The 16,914-nt window shown below is 36.3% G+C and carries 18 protein-coding genes; 2 read left to right on the top strand and 16 right to left on the bottom strand.

The features are described 5' to 3' along the window. Nucleotides 1–6: 6 nt before the first annotated feature. The 9 genes from P3U61_RS07755 to P3U61_RS07795 form a co-directional block, all read right to left on the bottom strand. Nucleotides 7–606, bottom strand: a complete 600-nt coding sequence (locus P3U61_RS07755) for a DivIVA domain-containing protein (RefSeq protein WP_063278831.1) — start codon at nt 604–606, stop codon at nt 7–9. A gap of 23 nt (nt 607–629) precedes the next feature. Beyond that, the gene (locus tag P3U61_RS07760; protein WP_100006727.1) at nt 630–1,400 is read right to left on the bottom strand and encodes a YlmH family RNA-binding protein; all 771 of its coding nucleotides are present in this window, start codon (nt 1,398–1,400) and stop codon (nt 630–632) included. 269 nt (nt 1,401–1,669) lie between these two features. After that, the gene (locus P3U61_RS07765; protein ID WP_014614165.1) at nt 1,670–2,785 is read right to left on the bottom strand and encodes a Gfo/Idh/MocA family protein; all 1,116 of its coding nucleotides are present in this window, start codon (nt 2,783–2,785) and stop codon (nt 1,670–1,672) included. 15 nt (nt 2,786–2,800) lie between these two features. After that, nucleotides 2,801–3,973 (bottom strand): sialidase family protein, encoded by a 1,173-nt coding sequence (locus tag P3U61_RS07770; RefSeq protein WP_233506552.1) that lies wholly within the window; start codon nt 3,971–3,973, stop codon nt 2,801–2,803. Between the two features lie 51 nt (nt 3,974–4,024). Continuing rightward, nucleotides 4,025–4,888 carry a sialidase domain-containing protein gene (locus tag P3U61_RS07775; protein ID WP_233506553.1) on the bottom strand — a complete coding sequence of 288 codons (864 nt, stop codon included), beginning with the start codon at nt 4,886–4,888 and terminating at the stop codon, nt 4,025–4,027. Between the two features lie 14 nt (nt 4,889–4,902). After that, the gene (locus P3U61_RS07780) at nt 4,903–5,352 is read right to left on the bottom strand and encodes a NanQ anomerase/TabA/YiaL family protein (protein WP_014614167.1); all 450 of its coding nucleotides are present in this window, start codon (nt 5,350–5,352) and stop codon (nt 4,903–4,905) included. Between the two features lie 18 nt (nt 5,353–5,370). Then, on the bottom strand, nt 5,371–6,912 hold the full coding sequence (locus P3U61_RS07785) for a sodium:solute symporter family protein (RefSeq protein ID WP_063284595.1): 1,542 nt from the start codon (nt 6,910–6,912) through the stop codon (nt 5,371–5,373). 27 nt (nt 6,913–6,939) lie between these two features. Then, nucleotides 6,940–7,863, bottom strand: a complete 924-nt coding sequence (locus tag P3U61_RS07790; RefSeq protein ID WP_063284594.1) for a dihydrodipicolinate synthase family protein — start codon at nt 7,861–7,863, stop codon at nt 6,940–6,942. Between the two features lie 96 nt (nt 7,864–7,959). Continuing rightward, on the bottom strand, nt 7,960–8,787 hold the full coding sequence (locus P3U61_RS07795; protein WP_063284593.1) for a MurR/RpiR family transcriptional regulator: 828 nt from the start codon (nt 8,785–8,787) through the stop codon (nt 7,960–7,962). Nucleotides 8,788–9,143: 356 nt separating this feature from the next. Here P3U61_RS07795 and rbsU point away from each other — a divergent pair, with 356 nt between their 5' ends. Together rbsU and rbsD are read left to right on the top strand one after the other, a co-directional pair. Continuing rightward, nucleotides 9,144–10,025: a ribose/proton symporter RbsU gene (rbsU, locus tag P3U61_RS07800; RefSeq protein WP_014614171.1), complete on the top strand. Its 882-nt coding sequence runs from the start codon at nt 9,144–9,146 to the stop codon at nt 10,023–10,025. Nucleotides 10,026–10,043: 18 nt separating this feature from the next. After that, nucleotides 10,044–10,448, top strand: a complete 405-nt coding sequence (rbsD, locus tag P3U61_RS07805; RefSeq protein WP_014614172.1) for a D-ribose pyranase — start codon at nt 10,044–10,046, stop codon at nt 10,446–10,448. A gap of 230 nt (nt 10,449–10,678) precedes the next feature. Here the strand turns inward: rbsD and P3U61_RS07810 are convergent, their stop codons facing one another. From P3U61_RS07810 to P3U61_RS07840, 7 genes are all read right to left on the bottom strand, one after another. Beyond that, nucleotides 10,679–10,972, bottom strand: coding sequence for a YggT family protein (locus tag P3U61_RS07810; protein ID WP_015728996.1), 294 nt, complete (start codon nt 10,970–10,972; stop codon nt 10,679–10,681). Nucleotides 10,973–10,983: 11 nt separating this feature from the next. Continuing rightward, nucleotides 10,984–11,544, bottom strand: coding sequence for a cell division protein SepF (locus P3U61_RS07815; protein WP_014614174.1), 561 nt, complete (start codon nt 11,542–11,544; stop codon nt 10,984–10,986). 5 nt (nt 11,545–11,549) lie between these two features. Continuing rightward, nucleotides 11,550–12,224 (bottom strand): YggS family pyridoxal phosphate-dependent enzyme, encoded by a 675-nt coding sequence (locus tag P3U61_RS07820; RefSeq protein WP_014614175.1) that lies wholly within the window; start codon nt 12,222–12,224, stop codon nt 11,550–11,552. Then, the gene (pgeF, locus tag P3U61_RS07825) at nt 12,225–13,037 is read right to left on the bottom strand and encodes a peptidoglycan editing factor PgeF (protein ID WP_063284592.1); all 813 of its coding nucleotides are present in this window, start codon (nt 13,035–13,037) and stop codon (nt 12,225–12,227) included. It lies immediately after the preceding gene. 153 nt (nt 13,038–13,190) lie between these two features. Continuing rightward, nucleotides 13,191–14,363, bottom strand: coding sequence for a cell division protein FtsZ (gene ftsZ, locus P3U61_RS07830; RefSeq protein WP_014614177.1), 1,173 nt, complete (start codon nt 14,361–14,363; stop codon nt 13,191–13,193). A gap of 29 nt (nt 14,364–14,392) precedes the next feature. Next, entirely contained in the window at nt 14,393–15,793 is a 1,401-nt protein-coding gene (gene ftsA / locus P3U61_RS07835; RefSeq protein ID WP_014614178.1) for a cell division protein FtsA, read from the bottom strand. 215 nt (nt 15,794–16,008) lie between these two features. Next, nucleotides 16,009–16,899: a cell division protein FtsQ/DivIB gene (locus P3U61_RS07840; RefSeq protein WP_014614179.1), complete on the bottom strand. Its 891-nt coding sequence runs from the start codon at nt 16,897–16,899 to the stop codon at nt 16,009–16,011. Nucleotides 16,900–16,914: the final 15 nt, after the last annotated feature.

The raw sequence follows: 16,914 nt of genomic DNA on the forward strand, positions 1-16,914 counted from the left end.
TCTCTTTTACTTGTCTGTTTCGCTTGATGATGTTTCGTTTGGTTGTTGGTTCGCTTGTTCAGCTTGTCGCTTCTCTTGTGCTGTAATGTCTTGTTCATTTAAATGTTGGAAGTTTTCTTCTGTCACTTGTTGTGAATCTAAATCATAGTTCAACAAGTATTCCCAGTCATCACTTTTCAACAAGTCAAGCTGTGCTTCTACAAGCATTCTAAAACGTGAACGGAACACTTTAGATTGACGCTTCATATCTTCGGTTTGGAAAGATAAACGACGCGCCTTTTCTATACCATCATTCACAATTTGACTTGCTTCTGCTTGTGCTTTTTGAATGATTGCATCTCGCTCTTTTTGTGCTGCTGCTTTTGTTTCATCGGCAGCGCGTTGGGCACTGACAATCGCTTCACCGACTGATTTTTCAACCTCTTTGAATGATTGAATGTGTGCATCACGTTCTTCTAACACTTTTTCTAATTGTTTTTTATCCTCTTTTAAACGTTCGATTTCATGGCTTAACTGTTCTAAATATTGTTCTACTTCTGTAGGTTCGAAGCCGTTTTTAATACGTGTGAACGCTTTGTTTTTAATCTCGCTAGGTGTAAAAGCCATTTCTTGCCCTCCTCCATCATACACTATTTAAATAAAGTTTGATAGGTGATTCTTAATTTATCTTTCTTCGTACGATTACCAATTTCTGTAATCTTTGCACGGCCATATCCTTGTATGGACAACAAATCGCCTGCTTCAAGTTGAAAGTCCGCTGCCTCAATAAGCGTATGGTTCACTTTGACACGTTTTCGCTGAATGTGTGTCTTGGCAATTGTACGTGACTTCCGAATCATTTCCTTTAATACGACATCGAGTCTTGTTGCGCTCACTGTTGCTTCATACGTCTCCCAATACTCTTCTGATTGTATCATATCTTCAAACGGAATCACATGAAGTTTAATTGTTGCCCCTTTAATACGTGTTAATTCTAACATAATATATGATTCTAATTGCTTTGTCAAAACAAATTGGATGCGTTCAGCTACGATAATATCACCGACTTGTTCACGTTCTATACCTAAAGACATCAATGTTCCTAACACATGTTGATGTTGCAATGTCACAAACTTTGTCGGATAATCAATTTCAATTAAAGCCAATTCAAAGTCATCCCGCGACGGTTCATAATAGCTTGGCGCAATAACCGCCCGACACCTCTCCGCATCACGTCCCCCATCAAATGAAACGTGCAAATCGTTGAAACTGCCTGCTATCACTTCTAACATATATTGTCCACGAGGATCTAAAAAATAAGTCAGTACTGGGGCATATTGTGTTTCAGCCTGGCGCACTTTATCTAATAAATAATCAATTTGTTCATGCTCTTCAGGTCTAAAATGTTGATAAATATCCAAAGGTGGAACTCCTTTTCCTCATTAATCCTAACTTTCGATTGTCATTCACTTTAATAAAGAATGTACAAGTTTTACCTATACAGTTTATCATTAATTGAAGTATAGAAGAAAGGAGAATAGCTAATTCACAAACATTTTAATATAAGTTACATGACTTGTCTTTAAAAAATTAATAAAGGCTCATTATAATTTGAAATGAGCCTTTCATTTACTCAAAAATGTAAGATGATTAAACTTATTTATACTTTTCCTATTACTAAATCATCTTATTACGCGTGCTTTTTCGTAATCTCATCCAATGATACTTTTCTATCCTCATTTAGCGACAATGTGCATGCGTCCGCTGTAGCAATTGATTCTAGCGCAGCTACTCCATTTAAAAGTTTCAAATATTCTTCAGAAACTGTTCCCCCTTTTAAAACTTCATGAAGATATGTCATTTCTTTATCTATGCACGTTTGTAGCCATAAAGGCGTTCTTACACCTGGTTTGCCATATGCAATAGCACCATCCATACCACGACCATTATAAATGATAGTTCTTTCTTCATCTTCTTCGATACTTTCATGGACTAAGAAATAAGATTCTCCTTCACCTTTTACACGTAATGTTCCTCCGGTCTGATATAAATCGAGTTTTATCGCGCCTTTTGTACCTTCTATTAATACATAATGCTCTCCCCAACGGAATGCATTTCCATATTCTAGTAATGCATATCTGCCATCACTATATTCTAAATTGACAATGAGCATATCATCTTCGTCACCAAAATTGTCACCTTTATGATATACATTTCCACCTACCATCGTTACTCTATCTGGCAGTCCTCCCATAATAAACTGTATGCAATCTAATTCATGTATATGATGATATAAATGGCCACCTGATTGTGATCGTATTTTTTTCCAAGATACCGTCGGTTGTTGTTCTTCCCAACCAGTGCGTGCAGCGTGACAATAAAGAACTTTTCCTATTTTACCTTCATTTATCAAATTCTTTGCATGATGAACACCATTAAAGAAGTTCATTATATGTCCTGCCATAAATATAACGTTATGTTCTTTACATGCATCCACCATAGCTTTACAATCTTCAAAATTTAGCGCAATTGGTTTTTCACAAAAAACATGTTTGCCATTCTTTGCTGCCTTAACAACTGGATCACGATGAAGATGACTTGGAGAAGCCACAATTACGCAATCCACATCGTTTCTACTTACTAATGCATCTATACTATTAGAAACTTCTGCATTTAATTCAATCGCAACTGCTTCTGCATTATGCGGATCAAAAACTGCAGTAACTTTTGCATCATCTATTTTGTTAATAGATCTTGCTAAATCCGCCCCAAAATATCCTGTGCCAACAATACCATATTTAATCATTTTTTCACTTTCTTTCTAATTGTTTTTCAAGTCTTCAATTTTATAACTGACATACGGAATTACATTTTTAATATGCAGTTCATTTCGTGACCAAGAGTCGAATTTTTCATACATCAACCCTATATCATGGTTAGGCAGTTCTGTTAATGTTGAATATGAAAAGCCATATTGACTGTAGTCGACATCGTGGTGATAACGCCACTCAACCTTGTTATTTTCTCCTAATAAACCAATCCAAATTTGACCATTTCTTCTACCATTTTTTGAATTTGGTGTACTAAGAATTACGGCATTTTTGCCATCTATTTTCTGACTATAATTAATAATAGACAGTTCTGTTCCGTAATTAGGATTAGAAATAAAATCTAAATAGTTAGGATTACTCCACGTATTACCTGCATCTTTACTAGTAATGAATGCAATTTTCCCATTATTCGTTCTCATATAAGCTTGTAAAACACCCGGTTGTAATTCTATTATTTGAGCCTCTGCAGACCAGCTTGAAGGAAGCGGAATAATTTTAGTCTTCCACGTTCTTCCATTATCGTCACTATAGATAAACACAGAATCTTTACCAGTATAAGAAGGTATTAGAATTCTCCCCTTACTATGCTCCACAATACCTCGGCCAGGACCTAAATATGGAGAATTATGTTTATCTCCAAGTAACGACGGGATAAGTGTAGGTTTAGTCCAAGATGTTCCAAAGTTATCACTTACTGAATATGCTATGAAATTAGTTGGAACTACTTTAAATAAAGCGTCTTTATAAAAAACATTCATATCAACAAACTTACCATTTTTAAATTCAGTTTTTTGTCCATTGATAACTTTTGCTGAATATTGCTCTACCTTTAATTTTTTATTATTTTTACTTATTGCAAAGTTTTTATCTACAGAATACTCAGTAGGTTTATTTGTTCTATCATCATAAATGATTCCATTTTCACGAACTGTATATTGATAATCATTTTCTCCACTTTTTTTCAATTTAAGATAGTATTTTTCGTTAATTTTTTTAAATCCTGAATCATTTCTTACAGCCTCCCTAAAGCTAACTCCTGCAGGCATAACATCAGCAAAAAGCATAACCTGTTTATCCTTTTTTTCCAATAAAACCGAATCTATATATGTCGCACCACCACTAATTTGCCAATCACGTTTCCTCGGATCACGAGGCCATTCCAATGGTACTGATTCAAAATCATCAAAAGATAATGTGAGCTTTGGTTTTGTCCATTAGTTACCATTATCATCACTATAACTAGTTGCAATATTAATTTTATTCAAAAAGTCATGTGTACCCCCATAACGAGCGTCGATACTTGATAAAACTCTACCATTACTTAATGTATATAAAGATGGTATTCTGAAATAATTTGAATGCGTTTCATCATTCGCCTTATAAATTAACCGTTGAGTTATGTCATTTTTCGTCATGCTTTTTATTGTATTTTCATCTAGTGCATTATTGAAGATTTTAATATTTTCGATTGTACCGTTAAATCCAAAACTATTTTTTCCTTCTCTATTTACTCCGCCAATAACAAATGAGTCTAACCCATTGATGTTTGAAAGCATTAAAAAATTATTAATCTTCTTTTCTTCTACTTTATATCCGTTAGAAAATAAAGAATACGTTTTGGTATAATGATTTAATACCAACGCCACTATATTTGATGCTGGTTTATTTTTGTATTTCCCCCATACAGAAGCAGGTCTTGATACCAGATGATTTGTTTTTGTATTAGTGTCACGAGCTTCCATACCTAATTCTCCATTTTCTCTTACATACATATCTAAATAACTACTTGGGTTACCTTTTTTTGAATTAGAAATACCAAATAAAGCTTGAATTCCATCAGGTTTCAATTGATGATACTTGATTATCACTGTAAAATCAGGTCCAGTTAGTTTGTTTAAGGCACCAGATGTTATATTCATTCCATTACCTGCTAACTGAATATTATCTTTTTCGAAAACTAGTGTATTTGCTTCATTTCCATTTTTCTGTCCAGCAACTTGAGCGAAAGCATTTGGAGTAACGAGGCCAATTATTAGCAATAATGACAGTATATATATCCATACTTTTAATACCCTCATCCATTTTCCTCCTCTTAGTTCAAAACTTTAATCACAAGTTTCTTCACAGTTTGATCATTGACGCGCACTTTAGGTTGATGTAAATCTTCTTCAAAAGTCACAAGAAGGTTCGTTTCATTCAATTCTACAATTTGATATTTTTTACTATTGAACAATTCAAAATCATTTTCTACATCGAATTCTGTTTTTGAAGATGCATCTTGAGGTGTGCTCACCGCCATTTTTTCAGTGTTACTGATGACAAGATGAATATCTAAATATTTTTTATGGTTTTCAAATTGCTCCCCTGCAACGCCATCTGCAATATAAGTCATGCAGTTTGCAAATACGTGATCTCCGTCAATTTCAATCCGACCATCTTCTAACTGTGACAAATCCGTATGTTCTAAAAAGTCATTTACTTTTTCAAAATGTGGATTAATCGTAATATATCTTTTAAAATCTTTTCTTTCAGCAATAATCATTACAAACATCCTCCTTAATTAATGACGTTTTGCCCAACTCTTATCTGCAAGAATTTCAGGAATGTCATGAATCGTTGTAAATTGTGGTGCTGATGTTTTGTTTCCAGTTAATAATGACACAACATAACCTACCACTAAAGACACACTGATTGAAATGAACGAATACGCCCAGTAGTTTACCGCTTCTGGAGGCAACACGTATTTAATGCACACCATCACAATTGTCGCAACAATTAGCGCCGCATAAGCCCCTTGTTTATTCGCTTTTTTAGTGACAAATCCTAAAATGAAAATCCCACCAAGTAAACCTAACACCAGTCCCATAAAGCCGTTGAACCATTCGTACGCAGATTTAATATCAGAATGTGCCATCACGATCGCCACGACAATTGAGAAAATACCGACCAATAATGAGACGATTTGTGCAATTCGTGTACGCACGCTATCCGACATTTGTTTCGCAACAACTTCTTGAATATCTAAGGTCCATGACGTCGCAACTGAGTTTAAACCTGTCGAAATCGTCGACTGTGCTGCGGCATAGATCGCTGCTAAAATGATACCTGTCACCCCAACTGGTAGCTGGTAAGCGATAAAATACATAAAAATTTGGTCACGTGGAATGGCTTTCGTTGCTTCACTCACATTTTGAAGTTGGTAAAACACATATAAACCTGTTCCAATTAAATAGAATACTGTCGCTACACCTAATGACAATACCCCGTTTGTGAACAACATTTTATTTAACTTTTTAATATTTTGTGTTGTCGTAAAACGTTGTACTAAATCTTGAGAAGAAGCATAAGATGAGAAAATCGTTAAACCAGAACCAAACACGATTAAGAAAATCGAGCCTGATAATATGTTTGGATCAAACCATTTTTCTGTCGGTGCAATAAACTTCCCGTGAGCCAATTGTTCTGCAATCGCGCCCATACCGCCATCGATATCTTTAATCAATACGAACAATGCGATTAATGCCCCACCAGATAAGATGACGCCTTGAATAAAGTCCGTCCAAAGTACAGATTTCAAACCACCTGTATACGAGTAAACAATTGCGATGACACCCATTAAGATGATTAAAATATTAATGTCAATACCTGTTAATTTTGCCAAACCGATTGAAGGTAAATACATAATAATGGACATACGCCCGAGTTGATACACGATGAACAGTAACGCTGAAATGACACGTAACGATTTCGCTTCAAAACGGCGTTCGAGATAATCGTAAGCCGTATCAATGTCCATACGCGCGAAAATTGGCAGTACATATTTAATGGCTAATGGAATCGCAATGAGCATCCCTAACTGCGCAAACCATAAAATCCAACTGCCTGCATAAGAGTTCCCAGCAAGCCCTAAAAACGAAATCGGACTTAACATCGTTGCAAAAATAGATACTGACGTCACGTACCAAGGGACCGAGCCATCCCCTTTAAAGAATTCTTTCCCTGACATTTCTTTTTTCGAGAAGTAGAGCCCCGCTAATAAAACAATGAGTAAGTAAACAATTAACACAAATAAATCAACTAAAGTAAACCCCGCTGTATTCATTTTAAACACTCCTTTATGATGCGTTCACTACGATGCAAGAAATTGTTGTCTTGTTGCGACAATCATGTCAGCTGCTTGTTGTGCAATGATTTTATCTTCTTCTGTCAATGGTTCTAATGGTGCACGCACTGAGCCTAAATCCACTTTTTCATTAATTCTTAACACTTCTTTTGCGACTGCATACATATTGCCATGACCAGACACTAATTTTGAAATGATATCATTAATTGCAAACTGAAGTGCTTGTGCTTGTGTAATATCATGTGTCTTAAATAATGAATCTAATTTCAAAAATAAATCAGGCATCACACCATATGTACCGCCAATGCCAGCTTGCGCGCCCATCATTCGACCACCGACAAATTGTTCATCTGGACCGTTAAATACGATATAGTCCTCACCCGCTGCCGCTGCAAACGTTTGAATGTCTTGTACAGGCATAGAAGAGTTTTTCACGCCAATCACACGAGGGTTTTTACGCATCTTTGCATACAACTGATTCGTCAACGCGACACCCGCTAATTGCGGAATATTGTAAATAACAAAATCTGTATTCGGTGCCGCATCACTAATCGTATTCCAATACTTTTCGATTGAGTATTCTGGTAATTTAAAGTAAATCGGTGGAATCGCCGCAATCGCATCGACACCGAGTTGTTCAGAATGCGCTGCTAAAATCGCACTCTCTTTGGTGTTGTTACACGCGACATGATTAATCACGGTGATTTTACCTTTCGCGACATCCATCACTGCCTCAATAATTTGTTTACGCTCTTCAGTTGTTAAATAAATACATTCTCCAGAAGAACCATTCACGTAAATCCCTTTTACACCTTTATCAATTAAATATTGCACTTGTTGGCGTACGCGTTCTTGACTGACTTCCCCGTTTTCGTCGTAACATGCGTAAAATGCCGGAATAATGCCTTGATATCGATTTAAATCTCTCATATCCATTCTCCTCTTCTTAATGATTTTAGTGAATTTTATTAAAATGTTTATATCAATATTTTATTGTAAAACACTTATAAAACGGTATAACACGCCCTAATCATGATGATGAGATTGCGCTTCTTTATCTATAATCGTTTGATTGTAATACATCCCCCTTTGAGGATCCTCCAAATAATAAGAAAACAAACAATCTGTCATGAGTAATATCGGAAATTGCGGTGAAATGACATTGCCATACGATAAATGTTTAGCTGCTGCTAACAACAAAATTTCATCACATCCGAATTCATGTGCATTAAAATTTCGGGTCGTCATCAAAACAGTTTGTGCACCTTGTGCTTTGGCACGTTTTAATGCATGTAGGACGGAACTTGTTTTGCCTGAAATTGAAGCACCAATCACGAGACATGACGCATCTACTAATAAATTATTCCAGACAAGCATGTCATTATCTTCAATCACTTCACAAATAATGCCGAGTCTCATAAATCTCATTTTCATTTCTTTTAATGCCAGCGCCGAACTTCCCTTTCCATAAAGATATACACGTTCAGCTTGATTAATCATCTCTTTAATATGTTCTAACTGACTTTCATTGAGAATCGAATAATTTTTACGAAGCATCTCTTCATAATCAAACAAAACTTTTTGTATTAAATCTTTGTATGCGAGAATTTCCTCTTTTTCGCGCATCATTTCTCTATAATGAAACAAAAATTCTCTAAAACCCGTGAAACCACACTTTTTCGCAAACCGTGTTAATGTTGCTTTTGACACGTGCAGTTGGTGGCTAAACATTTCAGACGATAAATCCTCAACAGTTACTTGTTTCAGAAAAAATTGTGCGACCTCTTTTTCTGTTGTTGTCATATTTTCAAGATTCGATTCAATCATAGGAACGAGTACCTTATAAAATCTCATTGTTCACACCTCATCGTTGCAAGCGTTTACAAATTTAATTGTATGCCGTTTCGTTCTACTTTTCAAGCAATACTATTATTTTAGAAACGAGTTTCAGAATAAATATAATATCATTTGGAAATAACTTTCTGATTGGCTTTCGCTTTATTTTTAATTCGTTAACTGACACTATTACCTAAATCCCTCTTCTTAGCCGACATGTGTGACAAGTTTGTTTCAATCCTTAAATTTCCCAAATAATAGTTTTGAATTTTAGTAAATGTTAGTTTATATATTCATATAGAAATGGTATATTTTAAAACGTGGACTTGTTAATGAAAGACAAAATGTTTAATAGAAATAGAGGAGTGTAAGTAATGAACATGGTCGCATTATTAATTGGCTTAGGACCGCTCATTGGTTGGGGCCTTTTTCCTACAATCGCATCAAAATTTGGAGGTAAACCAGTCAATCAGATTATCGGCGCTACTGTTGGGACACTGATTTTCGCAATTGCCTTTTTTATATTTTCAGGGCGTCAATTCCCAACAGGACTAGATTTGTTTTTCGCCTTACTCTCAGGAGCCGGCTGGTGTTTTGGTCAAATTATGACTTTCAAAGCATTTGAATATATCGGGTCTTCTCGTGCAATGCCTATCACAACAGCTTTCCAATTACTCGGTGCATCACTTTGGGGTGTATTCGCATTAGGTAACTGGCCAGGTGTTACAAATAAACTGATTGGTTTTGCCGCATTAATCGTGATTTTAATTGGTGCATGGATGACAGTTTGGAGTGAAGATGCACAAGAAACAAAAAGTAGTAACTTGAGAAAAGCAGTCCTTATCCTATTAATCGGTGAAATTGGATATTGGCTTTACTCTGCTGCACCACAAGCGACAGACATTGGTGGTAAAGTAGCATTTTTACCACAAGCCATTGGAATGGTATTGTCGGCCATCATTTATGGTTTAATGACAATGAAAAAAGACAATCCATTCAACAAGAAAGTTACATGGTTGCAAATCATTTCTGGTTTCTTCTTTGCTTTCGCAGCATTGACATATTTAATCTCAGCACAACCTGATATGAATGGTTTAGCAACAGGTTTCATCTTATCTCAAACTTCAGTTGTTTTAGCTACGTTAACAGGTATTTATTTCTTGAATCAGCGTAAAACTTCAAAAGAAATGTTTATCACAATCATTGGTTTAATTTTGATTTTAGCAGCCGCAACAGTCACTGTATTTATTAAATAATATCCAGAGGTGAAGAGAATGAAAAAAGCAGCTTTACTTAACAGCCACGTTTCTCAAGTTATTGCAACAATGGGTCACTTCGACTTGTTGACCGTCAATGATGCAGGGATGCCAATTCCTAATGATGACAGAAGAATCGATTTAGCTGTAACAAAAGCATTACCGCTCTTTATCGATGTATTAGCAACAGTGTTAGAAGAATTAAAAATCCAAAAAATTTATCTCGCCGAAGAAATTAAAACACATAACCCGACACAATTGAAACAAATTAAAGCATTGATTGATCAAGATGTCGAGATTGCGTTTATTCCACACTCAGAAATGAAATCATATTTAAGTCACCCATTGAATAAAGGTAATATTCGCACTGGTGAAATCACTCCGTTTTCTAATATTATTTTAGAATCTGACGTGACATTTTAAATCAATCTAAAATAAGCCCTTCCAACGCGTTCGTGATGATTACGTTATGGAGGGGCCTTTTTGTTGAGGGGGACAGTTGCTGTTGATTTTATGCGCTTAAGCATTAGATCACTGCTGATTATATCGTATTAAACTTGATGCCTATTTCTTAACATCACCACACAAATAAAAAATAGACTGTTCAAACACGTCGTCATCACGTCTGAACAGTCTTTTGATTATACTGTATTTTATGAATAAATTTGATGCAAAATAAGTTTAAAAATGGCTACAAGTCCACGTTCAAACAAATTGAGCACTAAAAAGGCTACAATCGGTGAAATATCAACTAGACCTAATGGCGGAATGATACGTCGAAATGGTTCTAAAAATGGCTCATAAATTTTTGACATCCATCTTCCAACTGCGCTTTCTCTTGCACCTGGTAACCACGACATAAAAATGTAAATAATCATTCCAAATGTGTAAGCTTTAACAATAAACAGTAGAAATTCAAGGATGGATGTTAATAACTCGATGTTCATAGCATACTCCCTTATTTATAATGATTTTCCATAGATTCGATATGATCGGTAATACTACCCGCAACTTCGACATTGTCTGGTGTACATAAGAAAATATCTGCACCAACACGTTGAATATCGCCACCAATCGCATAAACGGTACCACTTAAAAAGTCGATAATACGTTTTGCAGAAACTTGATCAATACGTTGAAGATTCACAAGTGTGGCACGACGATTTTTCAATTCATCTGCAATGTCTTGTGTATCAGAAAATACACGTGGTTCAAATAAACACATTTTAGAACTCCCATTTTGATAAGTATCTTGTGTTGGGCTCATATTCACCACATTCCCTTGCTCTTGTTTTTGGGCAACTTGCAACTGTTTATCATTTTGAGAAGATTTGGAACGTGACGCTTGACGTTTGGGTACGGATTGGACTGCTCTTGGACGCTCAGATTGTTGTTTGTTCGCTTGTTGTTGCACTTGCTGTTGCTCACGTTCACGACGGCGTTCTTCTTCTTGAATGAAATCTTCATCTTCCTCTTCTTCAATTGTGAAAAAATTGTTGAACAAATCTTTTATAGCCAATGGATTCACTCCTCTTTTCCTACAAGACGCGTTCCAATTCTAACAAATGTGGCACCCTTTTTCGTGGCAATATGATAATCATTACTCATACCCATCGAAAGCTCTGTACAAGGTGCATATGTAAGGTTCAATGATTGGACTTCATCGCGTTTATTTTTAAGTTTTTCAAAAATGTCTTCTAATTCAGCTTCATTATCTGTGTATGGTGCCATCGTCATCAGACCTACAACACGAATATGGTCATAGTCCACTAACTTTTCAATGAAGGGGATAACCTCTTCTAAAGCAATGCCATGTTTAGATGCTTCACCAGAAACGTTCACTTGGACAAAACATTTGATTTCATGTTCTGCGCGTTTACTAATTTCTTTGGCCAAACTTTGACGGTCTAATGCATGTAAATAGTCAATATCATTAATGACTTCTTTCACTTTACGTGACTGCAAAGAACCAATAAAATGCATGTGGACATCGTCTGGTAAAGCTGCTTTCTTCTCTAAAAAACCTTCGATGCGGTTCTCACCAAAATGACGAATGCCTGCTTCATAAGCTTCTTTCGCTCGGTTTATTGTAACATATTTTGTGACAGCAATCACGTGAGGTCTTGTTGGGTCCTCACGAAAAGTCACATTTTCAGTTATGGTGTGCTCTATTTCTGCTAAGTTTGTCTTCACTGACATTTAATCATCTCCACTTTCATTCAATGATTGAGAAATAAATGCTAACATTCTTCCCGTTTTTCCTTTTTCTAAACGATACGAGAAAAATAAATCCAAGTCTTCGGAAGTTGCATATTCTGTACGATAAATATGGTCACGTGGCACGCCGTATTGTTCTAACAATAGTTGGTTCGCATATTTCAAATCAATTCCATGACGGTCTTCATCACGCGTTTCAATATAAGCTGCACTGTCAATCGGCAGTTGCTGAAATTGTTTGAAAATATCATCATTAATTTCATAACTATCAGATGTTGCTGGACCAATAACCACGTATAAGTCGTTGTAATCATAAGGAAATTGGTCTAATACACGATGTACAATAGTTGCGACAGTGCCCCGCCAACCTGCATGTGCCAAAGCAATAAAGTGATGAGAAGGACTATAAAAGTAAATCGGCACACAGTCTGCATAACACATCGTCAACATCGTATCCTCATCATATGTGAACATCGCATCGATACCATAAAGTGTGTCTTTCGAAAGTGTATCAATATTTTTACCACGATCCGCTTGAGTCACTTCTACGACATTTGCTTCGTGTGTCTGTATTGGAAAGACCCATTGCGCTCTCGGAATACCGATTTCTTGTGCCAATACTTCCTGATGATGGGTAATATTTTCCGGCTTATCATCAATATATCTTGCCATGTTGAATGCTCCATTTGGATATGCACTCACGCCATCACCTCTTGTCGTGATGCCAATTTGAACACCTTGTACTAAACTCGGCTGGTAAGATAAATGATGTCCCTTTTTCGTAAATAATTCCATCTTCATCCCTCCTTTTTTACTTTTATCTATTAAAAACTGCTAGGACATTGATGAAGTGACAATTGTCCTAGCAGTTCTTGACATCCTATGTAAGATAAATATCACACTTTATCCTGTTGATAGGTGTACTTTATATTTCAACATATCACACGATTAACGACGTGTTCTTCTTGAGCGTCTTTCTTCTCTGTTACGAATAAAGCTTGGAATATCGTCGTCCGCTGTCGTATGGCTACGTCCACTTTCAACTTCTTTATCTTGTGTTGAAGTTTGACCAGTGTGCCCACCACCGAAGCTAGATTCTTTTGAGCTTGTTGGTGTAGCACTTGCACCGAAGCCAGAGTGACCTTGTTTACGGGCTTGTGATGAAGGCTTATCTTCAAAACCTGTTGCGATCACAGTAACAACAATTTCATCTTGTAATTCTGGGTTAATGACTGTACCAAAGATCATGTTCACATCTTCATCTGCAGCGTCTTGTACGATGTCAGCAGCTTCTTGTGCTTCGAATAAAGATAATGATTCGCCACCAGTAATGTTCATTAACACACCTTGTGCACCTACGATTGATGTTTCAAGTAAAGGAGAAGAAATGGCTTTTTTAGCCGCTTCAACTGCACGGTTTTCACCAGATGATACACCGATACCCATTAATGCAGAACCTTGGTTTGACATGATTGTTTTAACGTCAGCAAAGTCGAGGTTCACTTCACCAGATACTGCAATTAAATCAGAAATACCTTGTACACCTTGACGTAATACGTTGTCAGCTTCTTTAAATGCTTCCATCATTGGTGTAGATTTGTCTACAATATCTAACAAGCGATCATTAGGAATGACAATTAATGTATCAACAGCAGCTTTCATTGCTTCAACACCCGCAGCAGCTTGTGTTTGACGTTTACGACCTTCGAAACTGAATGGACGTGTCACAACACCCACTGTTAAAGCGCCCATCTCTTTAGCGATTTTGGCTACAACAGGTGCTGCACCTGTACCAGTACCGCCACCCATACCAGCAGTTACGAATACCATGTCTGCACCTTGGATCGCATCTTCAATTTGTTCACGTGATTCTTCTGCAGCTTTCTTACCAATTTCAGGGTTCGCACCTGCACCTAATCCACGTGTTAACTTTTCACCAATTTGGATTTTAGATTCTGCTTTAGATAAGTTTAAAGCTTGTCCATCTGTGTTAATTGCAATAAATTCAACATTGTTCATACCGTGGTCAATCATTCGGTTAACAGCATTATTACCGCCACCACCGACACCGATGACTTTAAGTGTCGCTAAATGATTAAATCCTTGTTCAAATTCTAACATTTAAATTTCCTCCTAATCTTTGTAGCCAATCAATCAAACAGTGATTTCATAATCTTCTTGAACTTACTTTCTTCTTGTTTAGGTTCTCCGTGTTCATGTCCATCAATGTCTTCATATACCTCTTCCGAAGTATCATCGTCGACAAATTCAGAATTTGCCGTGTCTTGTGATTGTTGTTTTTTTGGTTTTTTCTTGAAGAATGACTCAAAACCACTTGATTTATGTTCTTGTCGTTTTGAATCGCTTTCAATGATTTCTTCTTCAATTTCTTCATTATCATGATTACTAATTGTAACATAATCCAATAGCTCATCGAAAGCAATACTACTAGAAATTGTGGAAATTGCTGAAGAAAATTCTGGTTTTCTTACTCCCATTTGTGAAGGTGTATGAATGCGTACTTTTTCATTCACCATATCGAGAAGTAATTCTTTCACACCAAGTAAGTTAGCAGAACCACCTGTCACTACAAATCCACCATTGACTTTCGTTAAACCTAACTCTTGTAAAACATCGAATACTTTAATGAGAATGTCTTCAACACGTGCTTCAATGACATCGCTCAGCTCTTTTTGTGTAAATTGTGCAGGTTCATCAGAGTCAAGTTGGTTTACAGTAAACACATCTTGGTCTGAAGCTGAATCATAAAATGCATGTCCGTATTGTTGCTTAATCTTTTCTGCTGTATCATATGTAGTATTTAAAAATTGAGCAATATCTTCTGTGATGTGACGCCCTGCCATGAAAACGACATCCGCATCGACGAGCTCTCCGCGTTCATAAAACGCAATTTGAGTTAAATCTTCACCAATATCAATCACACATGCACCAAGTTCTCTTTCAGTTGCAGTTAATGCGGAACGGTAATTCAATGCATCAGAATAAACGTCTAATACATCCACACCACAAGCTTCTACGCATTTAATCATATTAATTAAAATCGATTGATTAATCGCAATGACGCCCGCATCCACTTGTAAAGAGTGACGCGCGACAAGCTCTTTTGGATCTGAAACTTCATTGTTGTCATCCACGATAAAGCGAATCGGGAATGTATCAATGACTTCCGTTTCAGGTTCCGTATTTTTTTCACGAATTCCTTCAAGCACCTCTTCAATATGTGTGCCGTTAATTTCTGTATCTTGATGAAATTCGATTTTATTTGTTTCATCAAAAACTTCAGTACTAATGATTGGTAGCTTTAAAAATACTTCTTTAATATCCACACTTGAAGCGATTGAAGCTTTCTTTAGCGTATCTTTAATGGCCTGTTTAGCAAGGTCGAAATCATCAATCAAACCATTCTTGATTCCATTTGTATAGGTCTGCCCTGTACCTATCACATTAATTCCGTTATGAAATTTTTCACCAACAATCGCTTTCACGCTTGATGAGCCGATATCTACACTAACATAATAATGCTCTTCCATAGATAGGCACCTCCTGACATTTCTTTACATAATTAAGCTATTTTAAGTTTACAATAACACACTATCAATGTGAACTATAAACACAGTGGAATTTCAACTTTTTATCACATTTATATATTAATGTAATCTTTTTGTAACGCGCAATCATCTATTTACAAGGTAGATGGCGGCTCAAAATCATTATGATAACAAAATATTTTTGAGCCTCAACTTTGCTATTCCGATGATTCTTCATCTTTAATCTTGTTCAAAGCCTTTTGTAAATCATCTTTAGCTTTGTCTTCACTCGCTGTACCACTTTGAACTTCTTTGGCGCTCGCCGAACTTGTTTGTCCGTTGTTCACATTGTCATAAGGAATAAATGTCGCACCAACTGATAAATCTATAAAACCAGATTTTTTCAATTTGCCTGTTTCATCTTTTTCTAAAGCTTGTGACATACTTGGATAGTATTTCAACTTTTCAGCAATGGTGTTTGTATTCCCAACGACTTCAATCCCATCACGCATGAACAGTTTAATTAAATGGGGTTGATCTTTTTGTGGTGCACTCACAATTTCTGAAATTTGTGCCCGCGTCGTTCGATCCATTTTTTGTAAAGCATCAATGAGATTGCGTTTTTCAGCACCTTTAAACCCTTCAATGTAAGGTGCTTCATTCGGTACTTCCTGTTTATAATCTTTTAACACTTTGCCATTTTCAATCATTGGGACCACACGTGACTTTTCTGTCGTGATTGCGATGATAGTATGTTCTTTCACGTTGACCTCGATCGGATTGAACAGTCCTTTTTCAATCGTCACTTCATCAATCAATTCGTTTTGTTTCAAACGTGTCTCAGCATCATCAGAACTATAGGCGTAAATGCGTGGATGGTTTTGAATATCCAGCTCTTTCAAGATATCTTGCTTAGACACATAATGGTTCCCTTTAATGTCAGCACTTTTAATGTGACTGATAGGTGTAAACATATAAACCAGGATCAATAAAACAATGACAACGAGTATCCCGACAATCATACGTTGAACACGACGTTGCTGAATACGTTGCTTTTTTCTCTTTTCTTTTAAATATTCGTTATTAATCTTGGGTATTTCTTTTGTCATCAATCGTCACATCCT

Origin of the sequence: Staphylococcus pseudintermedius (genome assembly GCF_034042775.1) — a bacterium.
Lineage (GTDB): Bacteria > Bacillota > Bacilli > Staphylococcales > Staphylococcaceae > Staphylococcus > Staphylococcus pseudintermedius.

Bases quoted from the DNA above. Each gene is read 5' to 3' on its own strand.
- ftsZ (WP_014614177.1), bottom strand. From the start codon at position 14,363: ATGTTAGAATTTGAACAAGGATTTAATCATTTAGCGACACTTAAAGTC.
- P3U61_RS07775 (WP_233506553.1), bottom strand. From the start codon at position 4,888: ATGAGGGTATTAAAAGTATGGATATATATACTGTCATTATTGCTAATA.
- P3U61_RS07795 (WP_063284593.1), bottom strand. From the start codon at position 8,787: ATGAGATTTTATAAGGTACTCGTTCCTATGATTGAATCGAATCTTGAA.
- P3U61_RS07755 (WP_063278831.1), bottom strand. From the start codon at position 606: ATGGCTTTTACACCTAGCGAGATTAAAAACAAAGCGTTCACACGTATT.
- P3U61_RS07840 (WP_014614179.1), bottom strand. From the start codon at position 16,899: ATGACAAAAGAAATACCCAAGATTAATAACGAATATTTAAAAGAAAAG.
- rbsU (WP_014614171.1), top strand. From the start codon at position 9,144: ATGAACATGGTCGCATTATTAATTGGCTTAGGACCGCTCATTGGTTGG.
- P3U61_RS07785 (WP_063284595.1), bottom strand. From the start codon at position 6,912: ATGAATACAGCGGGGTTTACTTTAGTTGATTTATTTGTGTTAATTGTT.
- pgeF (WP_063284592.1), bottom strand. From the start codon at position 13,037: ATGGAATTATTTACGAAAAAGGGACATCATTTATCTTACCAGCCGAGT.
- ftsA (WP_014614178.1), bottom strand. From the start codon at position 15,793: ATGGAAGAGCATTATTATGTTAGTGTAGATATCGGCTCATCAAGCGTG.
- P3U61_RS07820 (WP_014614175.1), bottom strand. From the start codon at position 12,224: ATGTCAGTGAAGACAAACTTAGCAGAAATAGAGCACACCATAACTGAA.
- P3U61_RS07780 (WP_014614167.1), bottom strand. From the start codon at position 5,352: ATGATTATTGCTGAAAGAAAAGATTTTAAAAGATATATTACGATTAAT.
- rbsD (WP_014614172.1), top strand. From the start codon at position 10,044: ATGAAAAAAGCAGCTTTACTTAACAGCCACGTTTCTCAAGTTATTGCA.
- P3U61_RS07765 (WP_014614165.1), bottom strand. From the start codon at position 2,785: ATGATTAAATATGGTATTGTTGGCACAGGATATTTTGGGGCGGATTTA.
- P3U61_RS07790 (WP_063284594.1), bottom strand. From the start codon at position 7,863: ATGAGAGATTTAAATCGATATCAAGGCATTATTCCGGCATTTTACGCA.
- P3U61_RS07810 (WP_015728996.1), bottom strand. From the start codon at position 10,972: ATGAACATCGAGTTATTAACATCCATCCTTGAATTTCTACTGTTTATT.